The 21,767-nt window shown below is 46.4% G+C and carries 31 protein-coding genes; 9 read left to right on the plus strand and 22 right to left on the minus strand.

What is annotated here, in order from left to right:
- Positions 1-19: 19 nt before the first annotated feature.
- From ACYZUM_RS03540 to ACYZUM_RS03605, 14 genes are all read right to left on the minus strand, one after another.
- The gene (locus ACYZUM_RS03540; RefSeq protein ID WP_473061276.1) at positions 20-697 is read right to left on the minus strand and encodes a hypothetical protein; all 678 of its coding nucleotides are present in this window, start codon (positions 695-697) and stop codon (positions 20-22) included.
- Entirely contained in the window at positions 687-974 is a 288-nt protein-coding gene (locus ACYZUM_RS03545; RefSeq protein WP_473061277.1) for a hypothetical protein, read from the minus strand. The genes ACYZUM_RS03540 and ACYZUM_RS03545 overlap by 11 nt, the downstream gene beginning before the upstream one ends.
- Positions 975-990: 16 nt before the next feature.
- A complete protein-coding gene (locus tag ACYZUM_RS03550; protein WP_473061278.1) occupies positions 991-1,422 on the minus strand; it encodes a hypothetical protein in 432 nt (143 codons plus the stop codon).
- 173 nt (positions 1,423-1,595) lie between these two features.
- Entirely contained in the window at positions 1,596-2,186 is a 591-nt protein-coding gene (locus ACYZUM_RS03555) for a hypothetical protein (RefSeq protein WP_473061279.1), read from the minus strand.
- 225 nt (positions 2,187-2,411) lie between these two features.
- Positions 2,412-2,762: a hypothetical protein gene (locus ACYZUM_RS03560; protein ID WP_473061280.1), complete on the minus strand. Its 351-nt coding sequence runs from the start codon at positions 2,760-2,762 to the stop codon at positions 2,412-2,414.
- 62 nt (positions 2,763-2,824) lie between these two features.
- The gene (locus ACYZUM_RS03565; RefSeq protein WP_473061281.1) at positions 2,825-3,337 is read right to left on the minus strand and encodes a hypothetical protein; all 513 of its coding nucleotides are present in this window, start codon (positions 3,335-3,337) and stop codon (positions 2,825-2,827) included.
- Between the two features lie 213 nt (positions 3,338-3,550).
- Entirely contained in the window at positions 3,551-3,844 is a 294-nt protein-coding gene (locus ACYZUM_RS03570; RefSeq protein ID WP_473061282.1) for a hypothetical protein, read from the minus strand.
- A gap of 437 nt (positions 3,845-4,281) precedes the next feature.
- Entirely contained in the window at positions 4,282-4,566 is a 285-nt protein-coding gene (locus ACYZUM_RS03575) for a hypothetical protein (protein ID WP_473061283.1), read from the minus strand.
- On the minus strand, positions 4,563-4,856 hold the full coding sequence (locus ACYZUM_RS03580) for a hypothetical protein (RefSeq protein WP_473061284.1): 294 nt from the start codon (positions 4,854-4,856) through the stop codon (positions 4,563-4,565). Before ACYZUM_RS03580 ends, ACYZUM_RS03575 begins: the two co-directional genes overlap by 4 nt.
- The gene (locus ACYZUM_RS03585; protein ID WP_473061285.1) at positions 4,853-5,413 is read right to left on the minus strand and encodes a hypothetical protein; all 561 of its coding nucleotides are present in this window, start codon (positions 5,411-5,413) and stop codon (positions 4,853-4,855) included. The genes ACYZUM_RS03580 and ACYZUM_RS03585 overlap by 4 nt, the downstream gene beginning before the upstream one ends.
- A complete protein-coding gene (locus ACYZUM_RS03590; RefSeq protein WP_473061286.1) occupies positions 5,410-5,859 on the minus strand; it encodes a hypothetical protein in 450 nt (149 codons plus the stop codon). Before ACYZUM_RS03590 ends, ACYZUM_RS03585 begins: the two co-directional genes overlap by 4 nt.
- Before the next feature lie 214 nt (positions 5,860-6,073).
- Positions 6,074-6,463, minus strand: a complete 390-nt coding sequence (locus ACYZUM_RS03595) for a hypothetical protein (protein WP_473061287.1) — start codon at positions 6,461-6,463, stop codon at positions 6,074-6,076.
- Between the two features lie 11 nt (positions 6,464-6,474).
- Entirely contained in the window at positions 6,475-7,149 is a 675-nt protein-coding gene (locus ACYZUM_RS03600; protein WP_473061288.1) for a hypothetical protein, read from the minus strand.
- The gene (locus ACYZUM_RS03605; RefSeq protein WP_473061289.1) at positions 7,146-7,634 is read right to left on the minus strand and encodes a hypothetical protein; all 489 of its coding nucleotides are present in this window, start codon (positions 7,632-7,634) and stop codon (positions 7,146-7,148) included. Before ACYZUM_RS03605 ends, ACYZUM_RS03600 begins: the two co-directional genes overlap by 4 nt.
- Positions 7,635-7,787: 153 nt before the next feature.
- On the opposite strand from ACYZUM_RS03605, the gene ACYZUM_RS03610 reads away from it, so the two are divergent.
- On the plus strand, positions 7,788-7,946 hold the full coding sequence (locus tag ACYZUM_RS03610) for a hypothetical protein (RefSeq protein WP_473061290.1): 159 nt from the start codon (positions 7,788-7,790) through the stop codon (positions 7,944-7,946).
- A 51-nt stretch (positions 7,947-7,997) separates the two neighbouring features.
- Here the strand turns inward: ACYZUM_RS03610 and ACYZUM_RS03615 are convergent, their stop codons facing one another.
- The 4 genes from ACYZUM_RS03615 to ACYZUM_RS03630 all read right to left on the minus strand — a co-directional run bounded on the left by ACYZUM_RS03615 (position 7,998) and on the right by ACYZUM_RS03630 (position 11,653).
- Positions 7,998-8,726 carry a hypothetical protein gene (locus ACYZUM_RS03615; protein ID WP_473061291.1) on the minus strand — a complete coding sequence of 243 codons (729 nt, stop codon included), beginning with the start codon at positions 8,724-8,726 and terminating at the stop codon, positions 7,998-8,000.
- Positions 8,727-8,728: 2 nt separating this feature from the next.
- Positions 8,729-9,079, minus strand: a complete 351-nt coding sequence (locus ACYZUM_RS03620) for a hypothetical protein (protein ID WP_473061292.1) — start codon at positions 9,077-9,079, stop codon at positions 8,729-8,731.
- Positions 9,080-9,217: 138 nt separating this feature from the next.
- Positions 9,218-9,997: a hypothetical protein gene (locus ACYZUM_RS03625; RefSeq protein ID WP_473061293.1), complete on the minus strand. Its 780-nt coding sequence runs from the start codon at positions 9,995-9,997 to the stop codon at positions 9,218-9,220.
- Positions 9,998-10,081: 84 nt separating this feature from the next.
- Positions 10,082-11,653, minus strand: a complete 1,572-nt coding sequence (locus ACYZUM_RS03630) for a DUF6538 domain-containing protein (protein WP_473061294.1) — start codon at positions 11,651-11,653, stop codon at positions 10,082-10,084.
- A gap of 532 nt (positions 11,654-12,185) precedes the next feature.
- Here ACYZUM_RS03630 and ACYZUM_RS03635 point away from each other — a divergent pair.
- The gene (locus ACYZUM_RS03635) at positions 12,186-12,440 is read left to right on the plus strand and encodes a type II toxin-antitoxin system HicA family toxin (protein WP_108181956.1); all 255 of its coding nucleotides are present in this window, start codon (positions 12,186-12,188) and stop codon (positions 12,438-12,440) included.
- Positions 12,437-12,769, plus strand: coding sequence for a type II toxin-antitoxin system HicB family antitoxin (locus ACYZUM_RS03640; RefSeq protein ID WP_047598089.1), 333 nt, complete (start codon positions 12,437-12,439; stop codon positions 12,767-12,769). Before ACYZUM_RS03635 ends, ACYZUM_RS03640 begins: the two co-directional genes overlap by 4 nt.
- 117 nt (positions 12,770-12,886) lie before the next feature.
- Here the strand turns inward: ACYZUM_RS03640 and ACYZUM_RS03645 are convergent, their stop codons facing one another.
- Entirely contained in the window at positions 12,887-13,093 is a 207-nt protein-coding gene (locus ACYZUM_RS03645; RefSeq protein WP_047598090.1) for a hypothetical protein, read from the minus strand.
- Between the two features lie 154 nt (positions 13,094-13,247).
- A complete protein-coding gene (locus tag ACYZUM_RS03650) occupies positions 13,248-13,439 on the minus strand; it encodes a YegP family protein (RefSeq protein WP_108181957.1) in 192 nt (63 codons plus the stop codon).
- 276 nt (positions 13,440-13,715) lie between these two features.
- Here ACYZUM_RS03650 and ACYZUM_RS03655 point away from each other — a divergent pair, with 276 nt between their 5' ends.
- The 6 genes from ACYZUM_RS03655 to ACYZUM_RS03680 all read left to right on the plus strand — a co-directional run bounded on the left by ACYZUM_RS03655 (position 13,716) and on the right by ACYZUM_RS03680 (position 19,404).
- Positions 13,716-14,681, plus strand: a complete 966-nt coding sequence (locus tag ACYZUM_RS03655) for a glycosyltransferase family 2 protein (RefSeq protein ID WP_108181958.1) — start codon at positions 13,716-13,718, stop codon at positions 14,679-14,681.
- A 3-nt stretch (positions 14,682-14,684) separates the two neighbouring features.
- Positions 14,685-15,395, plus strand: a complete 711-nt coding sequence (locus ACYZUM_RS03660; RefSeq protein WP_108181959.1) for a class I SAM-dependent methyltransferase — start codon at positions 14,685-14,687, stop codon at positions 15,393-15,395.
- Positions 15,392-15,778 carry a GtrA family protein gene (locus tag ACYZUM_RS03665; protein WP_108184368.1) on the plus strand — a complete coding sequence of 129 codons (387 nt, stop codon included), beginning with the start codon at positions 15,392-15,394 and terminating at the stop codon, positions 15,776-15,778. The genes ACYZUM_RS03660 and ACYZUM_RS03665 overlap by 4 nt, the downstream gene beginning before the upstream one ends.
- Positions 15,775-17,859 carry a DUF6311 domain-containing protein gene (locus ACYZUM_RS03670; RefSeq protein ID WP_108181960.1) on the plus strand — a complete coding sequence of 695 codons (2,085 nt, stop codon included), beginning with the start codon at positions 15,775-15,777 and terminating at the stop codon, positions 17,857-17,859. Before ACYZUM_RS03665 ends, ACYZUM_RS03670 begins: the two co-directional genes overlap by 4 nt.
- Before the next feature lie 88 nt (positions 17,860-17,947).
- Complete coding sequence (locus tag ACYZUM_RS03675; RefSeq protein ID WP_041070352.1) at positions 17,948-18,868, plus strand: LysR substrate-binding domain-containing protein; 921 nt, start codon at positions 17,948-17,950, stop codon at positions 18,866-18,868.
- Between the two features lie 170 nt (positions 18,869-19,038).
- Entirely contained in the window at positions 19,039-19,404 is a 366-nt protein-coding gene (locus tag ACYZUM_RS03680) for a 5-carboxymethyl-2-hydroxymuconate Delta-isomerase (RefSeq protein WP_041070350.1), read from the plus strand.
- Between the two features lie 3 nt (positions 19,405-19,407).
- Here the strand turns inward: ACYZUM_RS03680 and ACYZUM_RS03685 are convergent, their stop codons facing one another.
- Together ACYZUM_RS03685 and ACYZUM_RS03690 are read right to left on the minus strand one after the other, a co-directional pair.
- The gene (locus ACYZUM_RS03685) at positions 19,408-20,343 is read right to left on the minus strand and encodes a LysR family transcriptional regulator (protein ID WP_108181961.1); all 936 of its coding nucleotides are present in this window, start codon (positions 20,341-20,343) and stop codon (positions 19,408-19,410) included.
- Between the two features lie 200 nt (positions 20,344-20,543).
- Positions 20,544-21,725 (minus strand): cyanate transporter, encoded by a 1,182-nt coding sequence (locus ACYZUM_RS03690; RefSeq protein WP_108181962.1) that lies wholly within the window; start codon positions 21,723-21,725, stop codon positions 20,544-20,546.
- Positions 21,726-21,767 lie beyond the last annotated feature (42 nt).

Consider the following 21,767-nt stretch of genomic DNA (forward strand, 5'->3'; position numbering starts at 1 on the left):
CTTTAATTTTATCTTGAATTTATGAAGTCATGCCAAAGCTTTTAAGTGCATTGAAAGCTAATTCAATCACGAATCCCATGTTACAAAGACAGCCGCCGAAAAACATCATTGCGAACGCTCTTGAATTACTCTCACCAGTACCTTTGTAATGAATGCTGTAAAGCATGAACACAGCCTTAATTATCGTGAATACACCAAGCACTAGGAATCCATAGAAAACAGTATCAATGATTTCCATAAATGCTTTTGAGCCGCCGTTTATAGCTTCAACTTTATCTCTAATTGGTCCTGTTAGTTCTGAGCTTGCAGCGCTCCAACAACCAGAACTATCGCTTGATAGGCCGTCACAATATTTGTGATCCCCGCCAAGCAATGTCACTGTTATGAGATTTAAAAATTTTGGAAGGTTTAAAAGCAGCGCTGCAAAGACCATGCAGGCTAATGGCTGAGCGAATGATTTAGGTCCGTTTTGTGTATTCAAGCCTAAAAACATTTTTATTGATTTTATCAACAGGAATAAACCAGCAAACATTGAAAGGCTTTCAATGAACATGTGAATCTTTTGTAAACCATCAGCAAAACTAGAAACACCGTTTGCTGTTGATTCTAGGTCTGTAGCTGCAAATGTATAGCCAATGCTGCAATATAGAATCAGTGTGATTATCGCGGCCTTTGATATTCCTTTATCATTTACCATTGCTCTCCTGTGTTTGTTTATTTATTTCTGACTCTATGTAAGCGTCAATTCCTTTAAAACGTTCATAATTTCCTACCAAATCAAGAGCTACTATTATCGCGACTACTACTGATGCAAACCCGAGCATGAAAATAACGCCCGCGCTGTGTGGGTATGTTGAAATCATAAACATCAAGTTTGTCGTGTGAGCAATAAGCGTTACTGAAATTAAAGCCATGAAGGCGCTTATAGGTGTTGTGTGTTTGAGTATTCCTTTTATGTTTTGTAAGGTGTTCATTTTTTCTCCTTTTTTATTATAGGTTAGCATTTTGTTTTGTTTCATCAATAGCGTTATTAAAATATTTATATGGCTCCGCTTTTTCAAGCATTGCACAAAAAGCTGTCTGCAAATGCAAATAAACTAATAGCGTGCTCATAGTTAGGTTAAAAAACATTGCCACCAAATAAAAAGGAGTTATAAACATTCCAAGAACGTCCTCAAAGGCATTACTGGAGTTTCTATAGACGCTTATAATTAAGTCTTGAATGTTATGACTGTTATTCAGAGTTTCTAATAAAAAATCCGCTTGTTTCGTAAGCGCTGTTACTGCTGGTTCGAAAAATCCATTTAAAAATATCGTAAATGCCGCACCGATTCCAAGCGTTATCAAACTCATAACTATGCAATACGCTACATCAAATATTTTCCATTTTCTTTTCATTTTCATATACATAGGAATTGTCATGTATTCTGATCCTTTGAGTCTTTTGTCTGAAATCATATAATATCTCGTTGTTATATAAATAGTTATATCATTTATTTTAACCTTATCAATAGTGTATTAAAAATAAATACAAGGCTCCGCAAATTCTAGGCAATAAAAAACCAGCTTTTAGCTGGCCTCTTAAAACTAACTTCCTACAAGACTTTATATTTGAGATACGCACAGAGCATGTCTATATCTTGCTCAGTGAGCTTTTCTTTGAATGACACTACAACGTCACTACCGTCTTTAAGCAACAGCTTAACCACCTCAACAGCTTCCAGAGGCTTTGCAGGATCTACAGCTAGGACTGGTTTTGTGTTGAGGGGAAAGGTTATAGGGGCTGGGACAGGCGCAGCAGGTGGGGAGGGTGTACCTATCGGCATGAAGGATTCAATCAAAGCTCTCCCTTGGGCTATGGCGTCCTTTTCATCGTGGATTGAGTAGGTTCTAGCGTCCTTGGCAATTAACGCCTTAAACCAGCCTTTAAACGTGTCCTGAAAGACTTTCACGTCGAAGAACTTACCATTGCCGCCGTGTAGGTGAAGATGCTTCTGGAGGTGGTTTGCGAAGTCTTTGATGATTCTGTGCTTAGCAGTAGGGCCAGCGTAAGCTAAAATCATACGCTGGTTCACGCTTACCTTAATGTAGTAAATGTTCTTTTCTTTTAGCAATACCGTCTCAGGAAAAGGTACTGTTAATAAGGGTGCTGCTATTTTATCTTTCTTGTATGTTTGTTTAGTCATATTGTTCCTTTTTGTTGTTGTCTAATTATTATTCTATTATATAAAAGGTAAATGTAAATAGAGGAATTAAAATATTTATAAGGCTCCGCAATAATGTTAAATATTAAAAGCAATGCCGTATTCCCATTAAACCCAGAAAAAGCTATAGAGCATCTGGAGCGCCTATGGCGTGGGAAAGGATTTTCTAAAGACACAAAAAAAGCGCCTTAGCGCTTCGATTCAATGTTAATCAATTTTGCAAAATCGTTCGTGACGTGTGATTGGGAATGAAAAACCATGCTGTAGAAGATCAAATCCCTTTGGCGTGATTCTATAAAATCTCTCTGTTTCGTAATATCCGTCATAGTCGCCATAAATTCTAGACATCTGTTTATGCGTAACTTTGTTTTCAGTGCATTCCAGTAGTTTCTGTTGAATCAAATACTGAATCCTTCTGTAACGTAATGTCGTGCCCGTGTTGCTACCTGTTCGGTATAGATGACCGCCATTTTCATTCATAAAATTTATACGGTCTAGGAGATTGGTCGGTGTTATTAGTCTGAATAAAAATTTTACTTCATTTTTACTTATTTCCATTTATGCTCCTTATAGGTTATTAGAATATTTTGTTCGGTCTTTGTCGGAGTTAACTTTCAGAATCATTTAAAAAATTCATCTTTGGCTTCGCCGCCCGCTGCTGGGACAACTCTTACACGTCTTATTTCTACATCATCGTTATTTTCATTGTTTGATAAGTCTTCTCTTTCTTTTTTAACGGCACTGAAATAATTCAGGAGGTTTGTATTGTATGACAAAGCTTTTTTAAAATCCTCATTAGACGGCTGTGAATTGTTATTTATTTTCAACCCTTCAACGTGAGGCTTTTCTAAGATAGCGTTTCCCTTATCTTCATAATCAGTCCCAAATGCTTCTTCTGCTTTTACATATGGGCCACCGTTGTCCGCAAATGGGTTCATTCTAATGGCTCCCATAAGAAAAATCATAATGACTGTAAAAGCTAATGTGACAATGAATAGAATGATTTCACTTTTGATATTTTTGGAATCATCAAGGGTATCATCTTCTTGAGTTACTTCTTTGGTTGCTGTTGCAGATTCTAGTTTCAACTTCTGTCTAGCTTGATTCTTTTTTGCTCTTTTAGTTGTTTTCATATTTATAATTGTTGTTTATATATATAGTTATACCATTTGAATTAGTAACGTCAATAGTAAAATGAAAATAAATATAAGGCTCCGCAAAATCTAAAAGTTTATTTACAAAGACGTTAACCTACCGCACCAAAACTCCCCAGAAAGAGCTGTAGAGCTTCTGGTGTGCCTATGGCACTAGAAAAGGGGCTTTTCTACAGACACAAAAAAAGCACCTCAAGGCGCTTTATCATCAAACAGAAATTTCAAAAAGTTTAGTTCATCGACCCCGGACGAATAAGAATCTTCTTTGGACAACCTTATTTTATCCTCTAAAGTTATCTCGATATATTTAAATTCTGTACCGTCATACATGAAATCTAACTGGGTAACATCAAACGTCGAAGCGTATTCCCTAGAAAGCTGTATTTTTGTTTCTTCTGGTACTTCTGAGTAATCCTCTATTATGCCTTTTTTAGCGTTGTAAATTTTAGTATCCCTCAATCTAGTTGTTTGTTTATTTTTATTCATATGTCTCCTTTATTTTGTTATCTCAGTTTCTTTTGATTTATCGGTTAAACAAGAATTTCTCACAGTCTTTGATATAAGTCTTCATGTCGCCGCTAAATTTTGGTATCAGTTCAAATTTAAATCTGTTGTGTTCATCTTTTTCAACTTGTTCAAGATTGCTTTGTATTAGCATGTATGGCGCTAATTTCTGTGTTCTGTTTGGCACTATCATTTTCTTCTCCTTGATATTATTAATTCTATCACTGATTTATAAAACTCTGACACTATAATTGGAAAAGCTAAAATTGACCAGAAACCTACCAAAAGCATTGAGATGAAACCAAGTATCGGATAATTTGTTTCATAATAAGGAGTTTTAGTTAGAAGCATAAATAATATTACATATGTTCCTGCTTTCGAATGAATGGGCATGTGCTTAAAGAAATCTAGTACCCTCTTCATATTTCCTCCTGCTTTTTCAGTTCAGATTTTATCAGCGCCATTCTTAAAATTAGGCCACCTATTAAAATTAATAGTGCGCCGGGAGCAAAAAAGCTAGAGAAAAAGTAACAAGTGCTAATGCCTTTGTCGAGGATTGCACCCATAATGGAATTTGGATTTACAAAGACGTATGCTTTAAGAAGATAGAATATCAAACTAAATGTAGCTGGTACAAATAGAAGCGCTAATGCTGTAAATTCTAAGTCGAATAAGACAATTTTGTTTTTTTGTGTATTTTTCATTTTTTCTCCTTTTTTTTATGTGCAATTATTTTATCTAATATTTTTAATAGGCGAATTGCAATCAATGCTGGTATCGCACAAAGAGCAAATGAAAATAACAGCCAGAAAGAAATGATAAAACCTATATAAGTAAATAACCCAAAATAAGAACTTGGATTCACAAAGGCTGATATTTTTAGTAAATAAAATATTCCAGTAGATGTAGCGAGTATGAGCAACATTAAAATCATACCTATTTCATTGTGACATTCTTTAAGCAATAATTCGTATCTTATTTTTAGATTTTTCATGATTTCTCCTTAGCTTCTTCACCTTCACCTTCCTCTAATTCTTCATCCTTTGTTGGGTATAAGAAGTAGGCCCACGCTAACCACATAAAATAATGACTTGAATAGCTGCTGATAAGGAAGTTGAATAGGTCTTTAAGAAAGATTTGTGTATTCTGTAAAGTTGTATAGGATTGTTTTTTTCGTTCTAACTCTGCAATTAATTCTTCTTTGTATGCTCTTGCATAGCATTGACCAATTTTACTGACATATTCCTCCTTCTCTTTGTCTTTGCATTCAAACTCAGGGATTGCTGTTAAGTCATTCAATCCGTTTTCTTTTCTAAATGAAATGTCAGAATTTATCATGGCTTCCATTATGGGACCGCCAAATTTGTCACCATAGATTCTCATGTTCAAATTTGGGATCAGCTTATACTCTAAAGAATCCCAATATTTTCTAGTTTCCTCTAATCTGTCTTTCTTAACATATTCCTTAAAGTTACCAATGTCTGTACCTATTAATATTCCAAAAAAAACAAGGATTAAATATATGTAAGTATTCTTCGATATGATTTTCATAAAATAACCTTTGCTTCTTGTTCTTTATATTTTCCAAATCTCTGTATCACTAAACCTAATAAAAAGAAGCCACTCACAGATAAGACGAGAATTAAAAATAGTGGTGTTTCCTCTGTAGGTCTCTCATAAGCAATATAATGATTGAAGATTTTGTAATTCAGTTCCTCAGCGTTAATCATTGGTAAAACCTTCAAAGTGTCTTTATCAAAGGTTTCTTGTTTTTCTAATTTGATTCTGAAAAATCCCGCATTACCTGAATGGCGTAATGTTGAGAGTTCTGATTTCAGTGTGTCTAACTCTACTTGAGAGTTAATCATTGAAACTCTAATTTCTTCGATTCTATTTTTAACAGTTATTTCTCTTGAGGATTCTAGATAATCACCAGCAAGGCTTATACTTGAAAAAGCTAAAAGAGTGAATGCGTAAACTATTGTTGATATTTTCATTTGGTGTTTAATTGTTATCTATATATAGTTATATCACTTAAATAATTAACATCAATAGCAAAATGAAATTATTTATAAGGCTCCGCAAAAGATAAACAATAAATCCAACAACACTACGAACTAGCCCCAGAACAGATCAAAAGCTTCTGGTGTGCCGTAGGCACTAGGGAAGGGCATTACTTAAGGCGTAAAAAAAGCGCCTTTAAGCGCCGTTTCAGGTTAGAAGAATCAAACTTCCATATATCGGGTTCCTATGTGTCCTTCTCAGCCTCACAAGCCGTTTCTGATAGATCTGCGCACGACTCACCGCAAGTGTTGCCATACGCGCCAAGCGAGCCTTTGACCACGTATAGAGAGCCTTCTGTATGAATAGATAGAAACCCTTGAGAGCTGGAGTCAGCACGAAGCCCAGTAAGCTCATGTACACAGCCGCTATAGCCACGCTGGAGGCTTCAACGACCTTACCCGCTATGGCTTTCACTAGTGACGATTTAGGCACGTCCTGTTCAGCTACAGAAGGATTGCCGATAGCAGGTAAAGCAGCGGCGGCACCACCCACCGATAGCATTAGCGTAAGGAGTATTGTGGTTATTGTTTTTTTCATTTGGTTCTCCTTCATAATTTATTGTTGTGAGTTTTAACTTTTGTAGCATCAACAGTTTTCAATATGATTCTGTTCGCAACTACCTTTTCTTCTTTGTTTGTAGAGGCGTGTCTCTGTTGTCGTATTTTTTGTTGTATTTTCTCGACGGCTTCCTTCCTCTTTTTATTCTGTAATTCCAAGTTGGTATCCGTCACAAGTTTTGATTTTTCATCATATGCTTCATCAAAAATATCATTTTTAAAAATATAACTAAGAATTAAAGGTATTCCTTTTGCAATAAGAATAATCGTCCAAGGTATTATATAGAATCCCAAGAATACTGTAAGTCCTATATCTTCATAATCAATAAGTGAAATTGAGCTATCGTATTCATAGTTGTGTGCCAGTATTTTTAGAAATATGTAACATCCTGATGAAAGAGCTAATTTAGTGTAATTTACGTGCTCAAGTATAAACTTTATCGGTTTTTGAAATTCCTCAATGTTATTATATGCAAAGTCAATCGTGTAAGCAAAAAGTGTGAGCGTTAAAAAGACATGTAAAGCAGTTTTTTTTAAATCTAGCTCGCCTTCTGGATCTAATAAGTTTATGCCAAGCGCATATAGGATTAACGAAGGAAGTAAGCTTGTAATTGCCAGAAGGATAAACAATTTAGCAAGCATTTTATCTTTTTCTGGTTTATTCATGCTTCACCCTTTGTTTTATTACAGTTCTTTATCCTTTTGGTCGTTGTCTTTATCAAAGATGCTGACTGGATTAGGAAGACTAAAAAGAAAAATATTAAAGCGTAAAAAAGCCTTTGAAATACATCAAGTGATAAAAGCATTATGGTGAATGTAGATATAAGACCTACGCACATCAAGGCTGTATTGAGCATAGAAAATGGGTTTTCTAAAATCACCAATAGGAAGCATAAAGTGATAAGGAAGGCATAACCATAAAAGAATGTATTTACAAAAATATCTTCGAATTTTTCAAGTAAAAAAAGCAATATGGTAAATGTAATAATAATTCCTGCGCACATCAAGGCTATAGAGAAAATAGAAAGTGGATTGACTAGAGTCTTTAAAATAATTAATATGAAGGAAAAGGCAGTCAAGGAAGTCATTAATACAGAAAGAATTAATGTGGGTATGGCTGCTATGTACTTGGATATAGTTTCAATATTCATGAAGCTTTTATTTGTTGTTATTATATTAATACCACACACAAAACTTTCATCAAGTCGAAAACGAAAATAAATATAAGGCTCCGCAAATTTACAAGTTTGCCATTTTATTTGTACGGGTTATATTTTAATGAGAATATCTAAGAAAGGAGTTGTATGAAGAAAACCGCAAAGAACAAACCAACCAAGACAGAAGACCAGACGGAAGATGAAATCATTATTTCAGAAAAGGTTGATATGTACCTCAACAGCTTACCAGTCGGCGCTGGCGAACCTTTGGGACTTATGAAGGACTATTACAAGCTTTTTAAATAAAGGCATTTCTGGGGCGCTTTGCGCTTGGGTAGGGCTTTGAAGGACTGCCATTCATTCTACATTTGGAAATGCTATCACTGTGAAGAAACGGTTCGTCCTTTCCACTTCAATTCCCGCCTGTTTCATCACGTCATATCCACGATTTGTGATCCTACAAACAATCCCAGACACTGATTCATATGAGTCCATGTGGACTGATTTTGTATAAGCCAGATCCATACAGGCTAAAAGTTGAAAATAATCTATTAACCATTTAGATGAGGGAAATGGATTTTTGCTATTGCCAGAACGTGTTTTTTTTATGATTTCATCTTTATAAAGATAATGAATCATTGAAGCTTCACTATGTTTTTTTGTGAGCTTCAATCGCTGTCTTTCCAAGCACTCTATTCTTTTTATCAGATAACTTAAGTCTTCATTGTCTAAACTATATTGAACGTCATTGTCTCTAATCAGCAATGCTGTGATTGTTCCTGTGTGTCCTTTACACCTTCGGTCTGTGAAGAATCCGTTTGTCGAATCTCTATCAAAATATAATTTAAGCTTCAACGTGTTTTCATCAATGTACTCCACAAGCCTTGTGTTTGTAGCAAGTGATACCGCTGAAATGATGTATTCAAAGAAATATCTTTCGATATCCAGATTTAAAACCTTGCTCACGTTAATCTGAAAGTTTTGCTGGCTTGTACTGGAATCATAAAGTTCGTTAATCAATGCAAGAATGCCGTTTGCATCACGGTCAGCGACTAGGGTTGCGTAATCCAAATTGAGAATCTTCATACTCAACGCCCAAGACTTGGTTTTTTGAAATGATTGTGCGGCTTCTCAGCTTGAGCATCGACAGCTTTAAAATACCTGTCTAAACCTGTCTCATCGTCTTTTAAAATACCTACACGAAAGATTGGCTGTGCCATTATTTCAATCGCCTGCACTGGGCCTTTCTGCTTGTCTTTGATAAGCCCTTCAATTTTGTCTGAGACGCTTCTTGCGAGCTTTAAATTGAAATCGCTAGCTTGGATACCAGCAAACTCTAAAATGTCCTTGTCAGACCATGCAGAAACCCCAAAGCCGTTCATTTCATAATTGCAGTCGATCAACTGAACAAGCTTGTCTATTTTGTCGTTTAAATCCATATGTCTCCTTTTGTTGTTTTTATATAATTAATTATCTCATGCCTTAAGATTAATTCAAGTTTGCGTAATCTGGGTTTGTTCTGAAAAGGTCAAAATTAATACAAAAAATAAAAGCCTTGTTTAAAGGCTTTTTTGTTTTCATCTTAATTGTAGCATGGGTATGAGACTTTCCATTATTTCTAGATGCTCTTGTTTCTTTAATATTGTTTTGGATTTGTAGTCCACATCTAGATATATCAATTCATTTGCTATTTCGTGATAGCTTGTAGAAAGAATTTCGTTTGTTCCTTTGTTTATGAACTCTACTTCATGACTAAATTTGTCACTGCCTGTTTTAAATTCATTGAAGTTTAGTTCTTCTGCTGAATTATCTTTATGGCTGCTTACCAATGATTTGACGAAGCGAACCATTTGTTCAGATTTCTTTGATAATCTTTCTAGCCAAATGTCAGCTTGTTTTTCTATAAGAGCAATATCATCTTCTAAAAAAACTGTATCGTGTCTATAAGTATTGTTTTCTAGAAAAGTTAGTACGACTGTAGCAGTGCCATCCAAATCTTTGAAGTATTTACCAGAATTGTTTTCTCTGAGTTTAATCTTCATCAAAAATTCATTTTCTGAAATAAATTCCCCGTAAATAAAAAATTCATTTTCGTCATCTTCATACCATTCCATAAATTCTGAATGAGAAACCAATGGATTTGTTTCGTGATTGAATATCTCTGATATTTTATCTTTAAGTTTTTCTTGACCTGTGAAATCTTCAACAACGTCGTTTATGTTGATTAAGTATTCATGCTCATAGTGCATTCTCCATTGGATTTTATCTAAAAGATCGCTCTTTTTTATTGTTGATCTTGCGCTAAATGTGTTTTTGTTTCTGATTCTCGATAGTATTTCTTGATCTGTCATTGTCATATTTTAGTCTCCTAGTTTGATTTTGGTATTCATCTAGTTAAATGAATACCTTAACCGTAACATATAATAATATTAATTCAATGCTCATTCAAAAATATACTTGATTTTTTGAATGGCTTCATATTTTTGTTTTGCAGAAGCCCCATCTGAATAAATATCAAAAGTTACTGTGCCGTGGTCATGACCAACAATTGAAACGATAGTTAACGCTGGAACGTCTGCGCGTTGCAATTCTGTAATGACCGTGCCACGGAAACTATGGAATACGTATTTGTCATCGAAGCCCATTGAGGTTTTCAAACGTCCAAATGCTTTGGACAAATAATCAGACCTTATTCCATATTTATTCCCAGCAGGGGAGGGCATTAGGAAACCATCTTTGGAGTCGGCCTTGAGGCGTTCAATCAAAGGCAAAAGGTCAGGGTGAATAGGAATGTTGCGGATTGCTGATTCGTTCTTACCATCGTCCAGCGAAAAGCTATACACCCCTTCATCATCAATCAAATCACGCTCAATAACGAGCTTGCAGATTTCTTCAATCCGCATTCCTGTAAATGCGCCAATACGGATTGCATCAAGCAAAGGCTGTTTGTTTTTGCCTTTCATTTCTTTAGCTTTAGCGTAAATGCTTTCTACTTGATCTTTCGTGTATTTCTTACGCTTACCCTCTTTTTGTGCTTTACCAGTACGTGCTATTGGGAATTCATGATTCTGAAACGGGGGCTTTATGTCCTGATATTTTTCTTCAAAGTCAGGAACGTTATTCATGGCCCATTTGTAGAACGTATTCCCCGCAAGAATGTATTGCTTCTTGGTCTTTGCTGTAATTGATTGCTCTGTTTCAATCCACGTCCTAACGCTTTTATGATTTAGCTCAAGCTTTTCTTGAGTCATAAATTCACGAATCGTTTTCAAGCGACTGACTTGCATATCAACAGTTTTTTGAATCACCTTTCTGACTTCGATTTGGTGCTTTGAAAAGTCTTCAAGACGACTATCAGAGAAAGGCGTTTTTGGAGTAAAAGAAATTGGTGAAACCAAAATCTCTTTTACACGCTCAGTTTCTTTTGGTTTTAGATTTGAATTGTGTGTGATTTCACTAGCTGCAAGGTCATTAAATACTTTCGTGAATTCAGAATATGCTTGAACCTTTTCACCAATCGAGAGATTAGTTTTGTTGCCGTTAGCGTCTTGGCTGAATTTTTCAGGCTTGTACCAATCTGCTTTCCATTTTTCAAAATACTGAGTCAAATGATCAAATTGATTCTTGCTCATTTGTTTTTGTTCAAAGCTCGATCTGAAAAAGAAAAGCTGTGTTTGAAGCATTCCTTCAATCGTGTGCGCGTAGTCCAGCCACATTGATTCTTTGAGTATTTTGCTAATCGTTTCTTCACCTAGACGCTCAAATTCTTTCGAGTAATTGAACGCTTTTTCCTCAAAATCGAATGTCGTCCCTTTCTCAAGCTGTGCCCTTGCACGGTCAAATTCCTTTCGCCACACCGCCAGCACTTGGCTTTTGCGGGCGTTGGCTTCTGCCTTGTTGCCGGTCTTGAGGCTCTTAGTCAGCTCGTACTTGCCCAGTACCTGCCGCAGCTCTGGCGGCACTGCTACGCGCACGTGATACGTGCTTACCTTCAATCTGAGGTTGTCTGTCATAGCCGTTTCTCCGAGTGGCGCAATCTGTATAATCGGAGGCTAGCATCATTTTTGACATTTCTGGACCAGTTTTCTGGACCAAAAATGCGAGGTAAGCTTGAAAGGTGCCTGAAAATGCCCATTTTAGGAGGGGTTTCGGTTTTTGCGTAGGGGGGGACTTAGAATCCCTATCTCTCCGCCATTACATAGAAAAAGCCCCGTAGCTGAAGAGTTACGGGGCTTTTTTGTTTCTGCTCGCTTGAGTAATCAGAAAATCCTGTCGTCGGAACCCGAGGTTGAAAAGTCGATAATCGGATGTGACTCGATTGATGCCGGTTCGTACGTAACTCTCGGAGTCTACCTACAGCTCTGTTTCAAATCACTCCTTATCCTGACCTGCGTGCCCAATATTGACCGAAATTCGGAGAAAAAGACGCCGCTTTTCAAGCCTGGAGGGTGGCGTTGTCCGCTTGTTCAAAGGGGGGCGCTTCATCGATCAGCGATATGAATCGCGATTGGCAATTTTTCCTGCGCGGTATCATGGTGTAATACTATGAACAACAAACAGCTCGGTACGCTCGCAGCTATATTTTCACGACCCACACCCGCCACGTTGGAATGGGCGCGCATCGAGTCTCTTTTCAATGCGGTCGGGGCCAGAACCTTGGAAGGCAATGGCTCGCGAGTTCGGTTTGAATTAAGAGGTGTGGTCGCTACGTTCCACCGACCTCACCCGGATAAAGAAGCAAAGCCCTATCAGGTTCGTGATGCTCGGGCTTTTCTTGAACAAGCAGGAGTCACTCCATGAACGTGATGAATTACAACGGGTATGCCGCCCGAATTGAATACAGTGATGAAGATGGTCTTTTTGTTGGTCATATCGCTGGGATCAAGGACGTTGTAGGTTTTCATGGCGAATCTGTAAAAGAGCTTCGGTCAGCGTTCGAAGAGGCTGTTACTGACTATCTGGAGACTTGCGCAAAACTGGGCCGTGCTCCTCAAAAGCCTTATTCGGGCAATCTCAGTCTGCGTTTGGCGCCAGCTCTTCATGCGACTGTTGCCGTAAAAGCGCAATTGGCTCAAAAAAGCATTAATCAGTGGGTTGCGGATGTTCTTGACCGAGAGGCCCATGCCTAGCTTGATTCTGGTCTGTCGGTTGTACGTCGTTCCCGAACAGAGCAAATAGCCCCGTAGCTGAGAAGCTACAGGGCTTTTTTGTATCTGCGGGCTTTACCAAACACCCGCCTCAGCCACTTACGGCTGTGAATGCCCCAGCTTCTGCTTGATCAAGTCATACACTTCCTTATGCGTAGAGTTACGCAGGGTGTTGTCCTTGCAAGCCGAGGCCAGGAAGGTCTTCACTTCATCCTTGGCGTGCGGGTAGAGGCTGGCGACGTAGTCGGCTTCGTGTGTTTGGGTGCAGTTGAAGTGTTTGTCGTCTTTTGCTTTGTCTCTAGCCATGGTGCGGCTCCTTTTTTGAGTTGAACGTCATATGGCTTAACAGGGCTGGATCGCCCCATACGCTGAAGAGCGTAGGGGCGCAGAAGTGCTTCGCCAGTGGTGCAGGCAAAAAAGGAAGAGGCTGTAGGACGCAGCGCTGTGCTGCCCGGTGCGGTCAGATCTCCTTCACCGGCGTATCGCTCTGCACACCCTTGATCAAATCGATCACGTGTAAACAGTCAGCCTTGTTCACATAGGACTCGCCACTGGCAACCGTCTCGTGGTTTCCCGCCCGCAGCCGCCAGCGCCATTGGCCTTTGCCGGTGCTCGAGGTGCCTCGGGATTGCCTGTAGATCTCGAAATACATTCAGTTCGCTCCTTGCGATGGTGTTTGCGACAACCTGTGTGTCGCATCGACGCAAGCCTAGCGGAGCGAGTTTTTTTCGCTATCGAGCATTTGTTTCCAATCGTTGGCAGATGTTTCTGAGGAGTGCGGGCTAGAGCGTGCGCAATGGCGTCTGGATTGGCCGGAATGTCGCCATTTGCGCCTTGCAAGGCTAACAGCGCTACTGCTTAATACGGGACGGCTCATGGTGTCGAAAATGCTTCGACGACCGACAAACACTATAAAAAGAGCATTCCCTTGACTGAGCATGGAACAGCACAGGCCACACGGGTCACGTTATCGCTGGTTATCCCGGTTTTTAACGAGGAGGACAGTCTCGACGCGTTCATTCTGCGCATCGACGAAGTCTTCCGGCAGCAGACCTCGATTGCTCTGGAACTGGTGTTCGTCAATGACGGCAGTACCGATGCCACGCTTGAGGGGCTGCTGGAGCGGCAACGGCACGACTCGCGGCTGCGCATCGTCGATCTGAGCCGTAACTTCGGGAAAGAGGCCGCCTTGTCCGCTGGCCTGCAGATTGCCACCGGGCAGATCGTTGTCCCCATCGATGCCGACCTGCAGGACCCGCCCGAAGTCATTCTGCAAATGATCGAGCGCTGGCGCGAAGGCTATGAAGTCGTGCTCGGCCACCGCATCAGTCGCCGCAGCGACACCTGGGCCAAGCAGACTTCCGCCCACTGGTTCTATCGCCTGCACAACAAGATCGCCGAACAACCACTGCCGGAAAACGTCGGTGATTTCCGCCTGATGGACCGTTGCGTGGTCGACGCCTTGCTGACTTTGCCCGAGTCTCGGCGCTTCATGAAGGGCCTGTTTGCCTGGGTCGGGTTTCGCACCACCCATGTGGATTACGAGCGGCCCGAACGCGTGGCCGGGCAGAGCAAGTTCAACGGCTGGCGGCTGTGGAATTTTGCCCTGGAGGGCATCACCAGTTTCAGTACCGAACCGCTGCGAATCTGGACTTACATCGGCGCGGCGGTGTCGCTGGTCTCGTTTGCCTTCGCCATTTTTATTGTGGTGCGCACGCTGATCCACGGCGTCGACATGCCCGGTTATGCCTCGTTGATGGTGGCTGTGACGTTCCTCGGTGGCCTGCAGTTGATCGGCATCGGCGTACTCGGCGAGTACTTGGGGCGTACTTACATCGAATCCAAACGCCGGCCGGTTTTTCTGGTGCGTCGCGTCTATGACCCCAAGGACTGATACATGGATCTCAAGGAAACCGACATCCTCGGCGACAGCATTGGCGAGCATTGGTATTACTGCTCCAAAGCGGCGGCAACGCGGCGCCTGCTCGGTGAGGCACCGATCACGCGGATTCTCGACGTGGGCGCCGGGTCGGGTTTTTTTTCGCATCATCTGTTGACCCAAACCTCGGCGCAGGAGGCGTGGTGCGTCGATATCAGCTACCCTGCCGATTCTGATGCAAGCACTGCCGGCAAACCGGTGCATTATCGTCGCGATATCGAAGCCGTCGACGCGGATCTGGTGCTGCTGATGGACGTGCTGGAGCATGTCGACGACGACCTCGGCCTGCTCAAGGCTTACGTCGATAAAGTGCCGTCCGGCAGCCGTTTTCTGATGACCGTGCCGGCGTTTCAGTTTCTGTGGAGCGGGCATGACGACTTCCTCGAACACAAACGCCGCTACACCCTGGCGCAGTTTGAAGCCCTGGCCCGTGACGCCGGCTTGACTGTGCAGCGCGGTGCCTACTTTTTCGGTGCGGTGTTTCCGATCGCGGCGGTCTTGCGTTTGCTGCCCCAAGGCCCGCAGGCCGCCGCGCCGCAGTCTCAACTCAAGCGTCATCATCCGTTGGTCAACGGCGTGCTCAAGACCCTCTGCCGCCTTGAACTGCCGCTGATGGGCATGAACCGTCTGGCCGGTCTGAGCGTGTTTGTGCTGGCGTGCAAACCGTGACTTCAGCCGATAGATCGGCGTTGATCCAGCGCGGCTTGCGCTTTGCCGTGACCGGGCTGTTCGTCACCGCTCTGCATGCGCTGGTGGCGGTGCTGTTCATCAACTTCGTGGCCCCGCATCCGCCGTTGGCCAACGGTGTGGCATTCGCTGTGGCGACGGTGGTGTCCTACGTGATCAACACCACCTGGAGTTTCTCCGCGCGGCTGCATGGCAGAACATTGGTGCGGTTCATGCTGGTGTCCTTCGGCGGGTTCTTGCTGGCGATGTTCGTTGCGTGGGCAGCGCAATTGGCTGGACTGCACTATTTGCTGGGCATCGGTGCCGTGGCACTGATCATTCCGGCGTTCACCTTTGTGCTGCACAATTTCTGGACGTACCGATGAAAGGCTTGAACAAGCATCCGGCCTTGGCGCTGTTGCCGCTCCTGCTCGGAGCGCTGGCGTTTTTCCTGGTGATCGGCCCGCGTGCCCTTGATCCGCAAAACATTGCCTGGCTCAAGGACGGCGACCCGGCGACGCATTACCTGGGCTGGGCGTTCTTTCGCCACTCGCCCTGGACCTTTCCGCTCGGGCTGAATCCGTCCTATGGAATGGAGTTGGGCAGTGCGATCATTTTTTCCGATTCCAATCCGTTGCTGGCGTTGCTGTTCAAGCCGTTCAGTGCGTGGCTGCCGGAAACATTCCAGTACTTCGGCATGTGGTTGTTGCTGTGTTTCGTTCTGCAGGCCTGGTTTGCCTGGAAGCTGCTCGGACTGATCACCGACAATCCCGAGTTGCGCTTGCTCGGCACCGGGCTGCTGGTATTTTCGCCGCCGATGTTTCTGCGCACCGGTGGTCATCTTTCGCTGGCCGGGCACTTTCTGATTCTTGCGGCGCTGTACCTGGCGTTGTATCCGGCACTGCAGCGGCGGCGTCTGGCATGGGGCATGTTGCTGGCCGCGACAGCGCTGGTGCATGCCTACCTGTTGGGGATGGTGGCGCTGATCTGGGTGGCTGATCTGCTTGGCAAGCTGCGGGGCGGCAAGCTGATCCGCCGTCAGGTCCTGATCGAGCTGGGCAGTTTGTTCGCACTGGTGAGCGTGTGCTGTTGGCAGGCGGGTTATTTCAGTATTTCCGGTGGCGCGGTGAGCGGTGGTTTCGGCTTTTATCGAATGAACCTGCTGTCGCTGGTGGATGCGGACGGTTGGTCTTACATTTTGACTAACATTCCCACGGCCGGCGGCGATTACGAAGGCTTCAATTATCTGGGGCTTGGCGTGCTGTTGCTGGTGCCCTTGGCCTTGATTGGCGGGTACCGCAGCGGCATTTCGCTGAAGGCACTGGTGAGCCGTCGTCCGTTGCTGTTCTGGGCGTTGATCGGGTTGACCTTGTTCGCGCTGTCGAACCATATCGGCGTCGGCCTGCAGACTTTCAGTTATCCGTTACCGAAGTTTGTGGTGAAGCTTTCGAATATTTTTCGTGCCTCGGGTCGGATGTTCTGGCCGGTGTTTTACGTCATCGTGATATTGCTGACTTATCTGGTGGTGCGCGGCTATCGAACGCGAGTCGCCATGGGGCTGCTGGCGCTGGCGTTAATGGTGCAAGTCACCGACACCCGGATTGCCTGGGCAGGTTTGAGAGCAGCGAAAATGCTGCCCGAAGCGTCGGCCTGGGCCAGCCCGATGCATGATCCGTTCTGGGCCAGTGCGGCGGCGCACTACAAGAGCATCCGTGCCGTGATGCCGAAAAATCAACCGGACCAGTGGCAGGCGATTGCCGATTTCGCCGCCACCCATGGGCTGAAAACCGATGCCGCCTACCTGGGGCGTACGAGCCCCCAAGCCCTGGAAAAGCTGCAGCGCACGACGCAAAGCCAACTTGCCAATGGCCAGTACGACCCCGACTCGCTGTACATCCTTGATGACGATGCGCTGATGCTGGCGGTAAAAAGCATTCGCAGCGACAGCGATCTGTTGACCCGGGTCGACGACTTTGTCGTGCTGGCTCCTGGCTGGAAACACTGTGATCAATGCCTGGCGATGGTCGATCAGGGGCGAGCGCTGTCGCCGATACCCTTGAGCCAGCCGGGGCTGGTGCAGACGTTCAACCGCAGTACTCGACAACTGGTCAAAGGCTGGTCCACACCGGAAGCCTGGGGCACCTGGAGTGACGGACAGGATGCGCAACTACTGCTGCGCGTCGCTCCCGGCTCGCATGCGCTGGTGATTGATGCCCTGGCCTTTGCCATGCCGCCGAACCTCAGCCAGCGGGTGATCGTCAGCATCAATGGCGTCGAGGCGTTGTCGACGCGTCTGACCCAGGTGCAGGGTAATCGGCTGGAAATTCCGCTCAGCGCGGCGCAGGTCGCCGAGGAGTATCTGAATGTCCAGCTGCATCTGCCAGATGCGGTCAGCCCGAAAAAACTCGGCTTCAATGACGATGCGCGAGTCATGGGGCTGGGATTGCAAACCCTGACGGTGCAGTGAAATTGTCGAACAAACCGCCAATCGTCTGATAGACGCCGATCCCAAGGACTTCATACACTGCCAGCAGTCTGGGGATCGGGGGCAATGGATGAATCGAAATGAACTACGCAAGGCCGACATCAACCTGATGGTGGTGTTCGAGACCTTGATGCTCGAGCGCAACGTGACCCGGGCGGCGGAGAAGCTGTTTCTCGGCCAGCCGACCATCAGTTCGGCGCTCAATCGCTTGCGCGCGATGTTCAATGACCCGCTGTTCATCCGCGTCGGCCATCGCATGGAACCGACCGCCCGCGCCGAAGAGTTGTTCAGGTATCTGTCGCCGGCGCTCGACTCGCTGTCGGTGGCGCTGAGCCTGACCCACGACTTCGACCCCGCCGTGAGCAACATGACGTTCCGGATCGGCCTGTCCGATGATGTCGAGTTCGGCCTGTTGCCGCCGCTGTTGCGGGCACTGCGCCAGGAGGCGCCGAGCGTGGTGTTCGTGGTGCAACACGTCGACTACTGGCGCATTCCCGATCTGCTGGCTGCCGGCGATATTACCGTCGGCATCAGCCAGACCCGTGGCTTGCCGGCCAATGCCAAACGCAAGCTGCTGCGGCATATCCAGCCGAGCATCCTGCGTGCCGATGCTTCGGACTCACCGCTGACCCTCGACGAATACTGTTCACGCCCACACGTACTGGTGTCGCACACGGCCAACATCAGCGGCTATGCCGATGAGTGGCTGGCGGAAATCGGTCGCACCCGGCATGTGGTGTTGTCGGTGCCGCAATACAGTGCGCTGCCGGCGTTGCTCGCCGGTACCGACCTGATCGCCAGCCTGCCGGACTACACCGCCGAAGCCATGGCGGCTTCAGGTCGATTGTTCAAAGAACCGTTCCCGTTCAAGACCCCGATGCTGGATCTGTCGATGGTCTGGCTCAGCCATGTCGACAGCGATCCGGCCGAACGCTGGCTGCGTTCGCGGCTTGAGGCATTCATGAGCGAACGGCCACTGACCGCGCCCTGAATTCCACCACAAATCTCCCCTGTGGGAGCGAGCCTGCTCGCGAAAGCGCAGTATCAGACAATATTGATTTGACTGAGACGTCCTCATCGCGAGCAGGCAAAAACCCGCACGGGAGCAGGGCAATGCTGTGGTATATGTACGACCTTTCTGCCGACTGACTGGAGCACCCCATGCCACATCTGCACATGGAATACACCGCCAACCTGCCGCAATTGAACGCGGATGTGGCGTTGATCCGGCTCAACAACACGCTGGTGGGGTCCGGTCAGTTCGCGGCGGAGTTCGATATCAAAAGCCGGGCGGTGAAGGTCGAGACTTTCAAGGTGGGCACCGGCATGGGCGAACGCGCCTTTGTCCACGTGAAGCTGGCGCTGCTCAGCGGTCGTTCGCCGCAAATCAAGAAGCAGCTCTCGGAAAGTCTGTTGGCGGTGCTCCAGGATCTGTGCGAGTGGCCGGCTGGGGTTGAAGTGCAGCTCTGTGTGGAGTTGCTCGATATCGACCGCGATTCCTACACCAAGACCGCCATCGGCGTGTAGGACTCAGGCCGCTTCCAGCTCACTGCAGACCTTGATCACCTGCTCGCGCAGCCAGACGTTGGCGCTGTCCTGATCGGCGTTCTGGCTCCATTGCATGTCGAGGGTGAACCCCGGCAGGCCGTTCGGCGCTTCGCAATGATTGAACACCGCGTCGTTGGTCAGCAGACGCTGGATGCGCCGGGGCAGGGTGAGGATGAAGTCGGTGCCGGTGATCATTTTCAGCGCCGCGCTGTAGCTGTTGGAGCGGGCGACTATCTGCCGTTTCTGCGCCTGGCGCGCCAGCCAGCCATCAACCATGTTAGTGGAGGACGTCCACGGTGTCGGGAACACGTGTCGGCGCTCGGTGAACGCCTGCAGGCTCAGACGCGGTTCCAGTGGTGTGGCGCGTTTGTCGAAGACGCAGACCAGATCGTCTTCCAGCAGCATTCGCGACTTGAGGTCGGTGTGGCTGCGGTGGAAGTTGGGGCCGAAACAGATGACCAGATCGAGGCTGCCTTCGCGCAGTTCGTCGGCGGGTACGTCGGTCTCGAACTTGTGCATGTTGACCACCACCGGCAAATCGTCGAAGTCGAAACGCTTCAACAGGCGCGGCAACACCAGTTGCTCGAAGTATTCCGGCGCACAGATGTTGAAGGTTTTCGCTTGGTGGGTCGGGTCGAAGGCCGGGGCACCGGCGTGGCACAGGTTGATGCTTTCGAGAATTTTCTGCACATGGCCGTACATGGTGCCGGCCTTGTAGGTGGGGCGCATGCCTGTGCGGGTGTTGATGAACAGATCGTCTTCGAAACTGGTGCGCAATTTTTTCAGGCAGTAGCTGACAGTGGACTGGCTGACGCACAGCGTCTCCGAGACATCCGTGACGCTGCTTTGCTCATACACCGCGATAAACACCATGAGGTCCTGCATGTCGAGCTTTCGAAGCAAGTTACTGTTCAGCATCCGTTCCGTCTCGCTGTGCTCCTTGCGCTGAATCCGCGCAAACGTGTGCGCATGATCGTAACGGAACGATGGTGCCAGGACAAAGCTTTGTAGGACGATTCAATGTCAGTTGTGGGACAGAAAGTTTTAGCAACACGACGTCGCCAGATAAACCGCAAAAAGATGGCAAGAAGCCTCTAGCCCGGCGATGGTATCTGGCTTTAACGGATGTGTCGGGCGTACTGCCGAGGGTCGAAACGCAGCACCATCAGCAACATCACCGTCATTACTGCAGTCAGCGACCACCAGGCCCATTCGAAGCTGCCGAGCCGGTCGCGGATCATTCCGGCCAGCAGCGGCGAAAGCCCGGCGATCAAGTAGCCGACACCTTGCACGAATGCGGTCAGGCTGCCGGCGCGCTGCGGGTTGTCGAGGTGATCGAGTGAGACGATCAGGCTCATCGGGAACAAGCCGCCGATGCCCAGCCCCAACAGGCACGGCCACAGCAGGCTGAGGTGTTGCGGACTGAGGACCAGCCCGCAGAAGCCTGTGATGATCAGCAGCAGTAAGGCTGCCAGGACCGCGCGACGATCACGGCTGCGGTTGGCGATGGCTGGCGTCAGCAGTCCGGAAATCACCTCCATGGCGGTCAGAAAACCCAGCAGTAGCCCGGCATCCTGTTCGTTCCAGCCTTGTTCCACGTAATACGGCGCCAGCCACGCGAGTACGCAGGTGTAGGACGCCGTGCCGAGGCCGAAAAAGATGGCAAGCAGCCAGGCACGGGTATTACGCGCGAAGGATTCTTTTCCTGCAGCGGTGTTCTGGATGGATGACGAGGGCGACTGTGTCCGCCAGACCAGCAACGCGAGCAAAGAAAGTGCCGCCCAGATCGCCAGCCCGATACGCCAACTGCCGGACTGCACCAGCACCAGCGGCGACAACGAGGCGGCCAGTGCGGCGCCGCCCATGATCGACGTGACATACAGGCCCATGCACAGCGCTACATGATCGGGGAAGCGTGACTTGATCAGCGCCGGCATCAACGCCTGAATCAAAGCAATGCCAATCCCCGCCAGCACCGCGCTGCCAATCAACGGCGGCGCCGAATCGAGCCACAGCCGCGACAGCGTCGCCAGTCCGATAATCAGCAGCGACAGGATCACCGCGCGTTGCTCGCCCAAACGTCGACTGATGCCAATACCGAAAAACATCGCCAGTCCCATCGCCATCACCGGCAGCATGGTCAGCAGCGAAGCCAGGCTGAAACTCAGTGCAATGTCGCCGCGTATGGCCGACAGCAAGGGACCGACGGCGGCCATGGACGGGCGCAGATTCAGCGCGACGAGGATGATCCCGAACATCAGCCAGACAGCGGGGCGGGCGGTGGTGCGGACGTTTTCCATCGGCAGACTCTGGATTGCGGAGGCTGCTGATTAGGCGGTGTG

The sequence above is a fragment of the Pseudomonas sp. m6p genome (genome assembly GCF_055760375.1).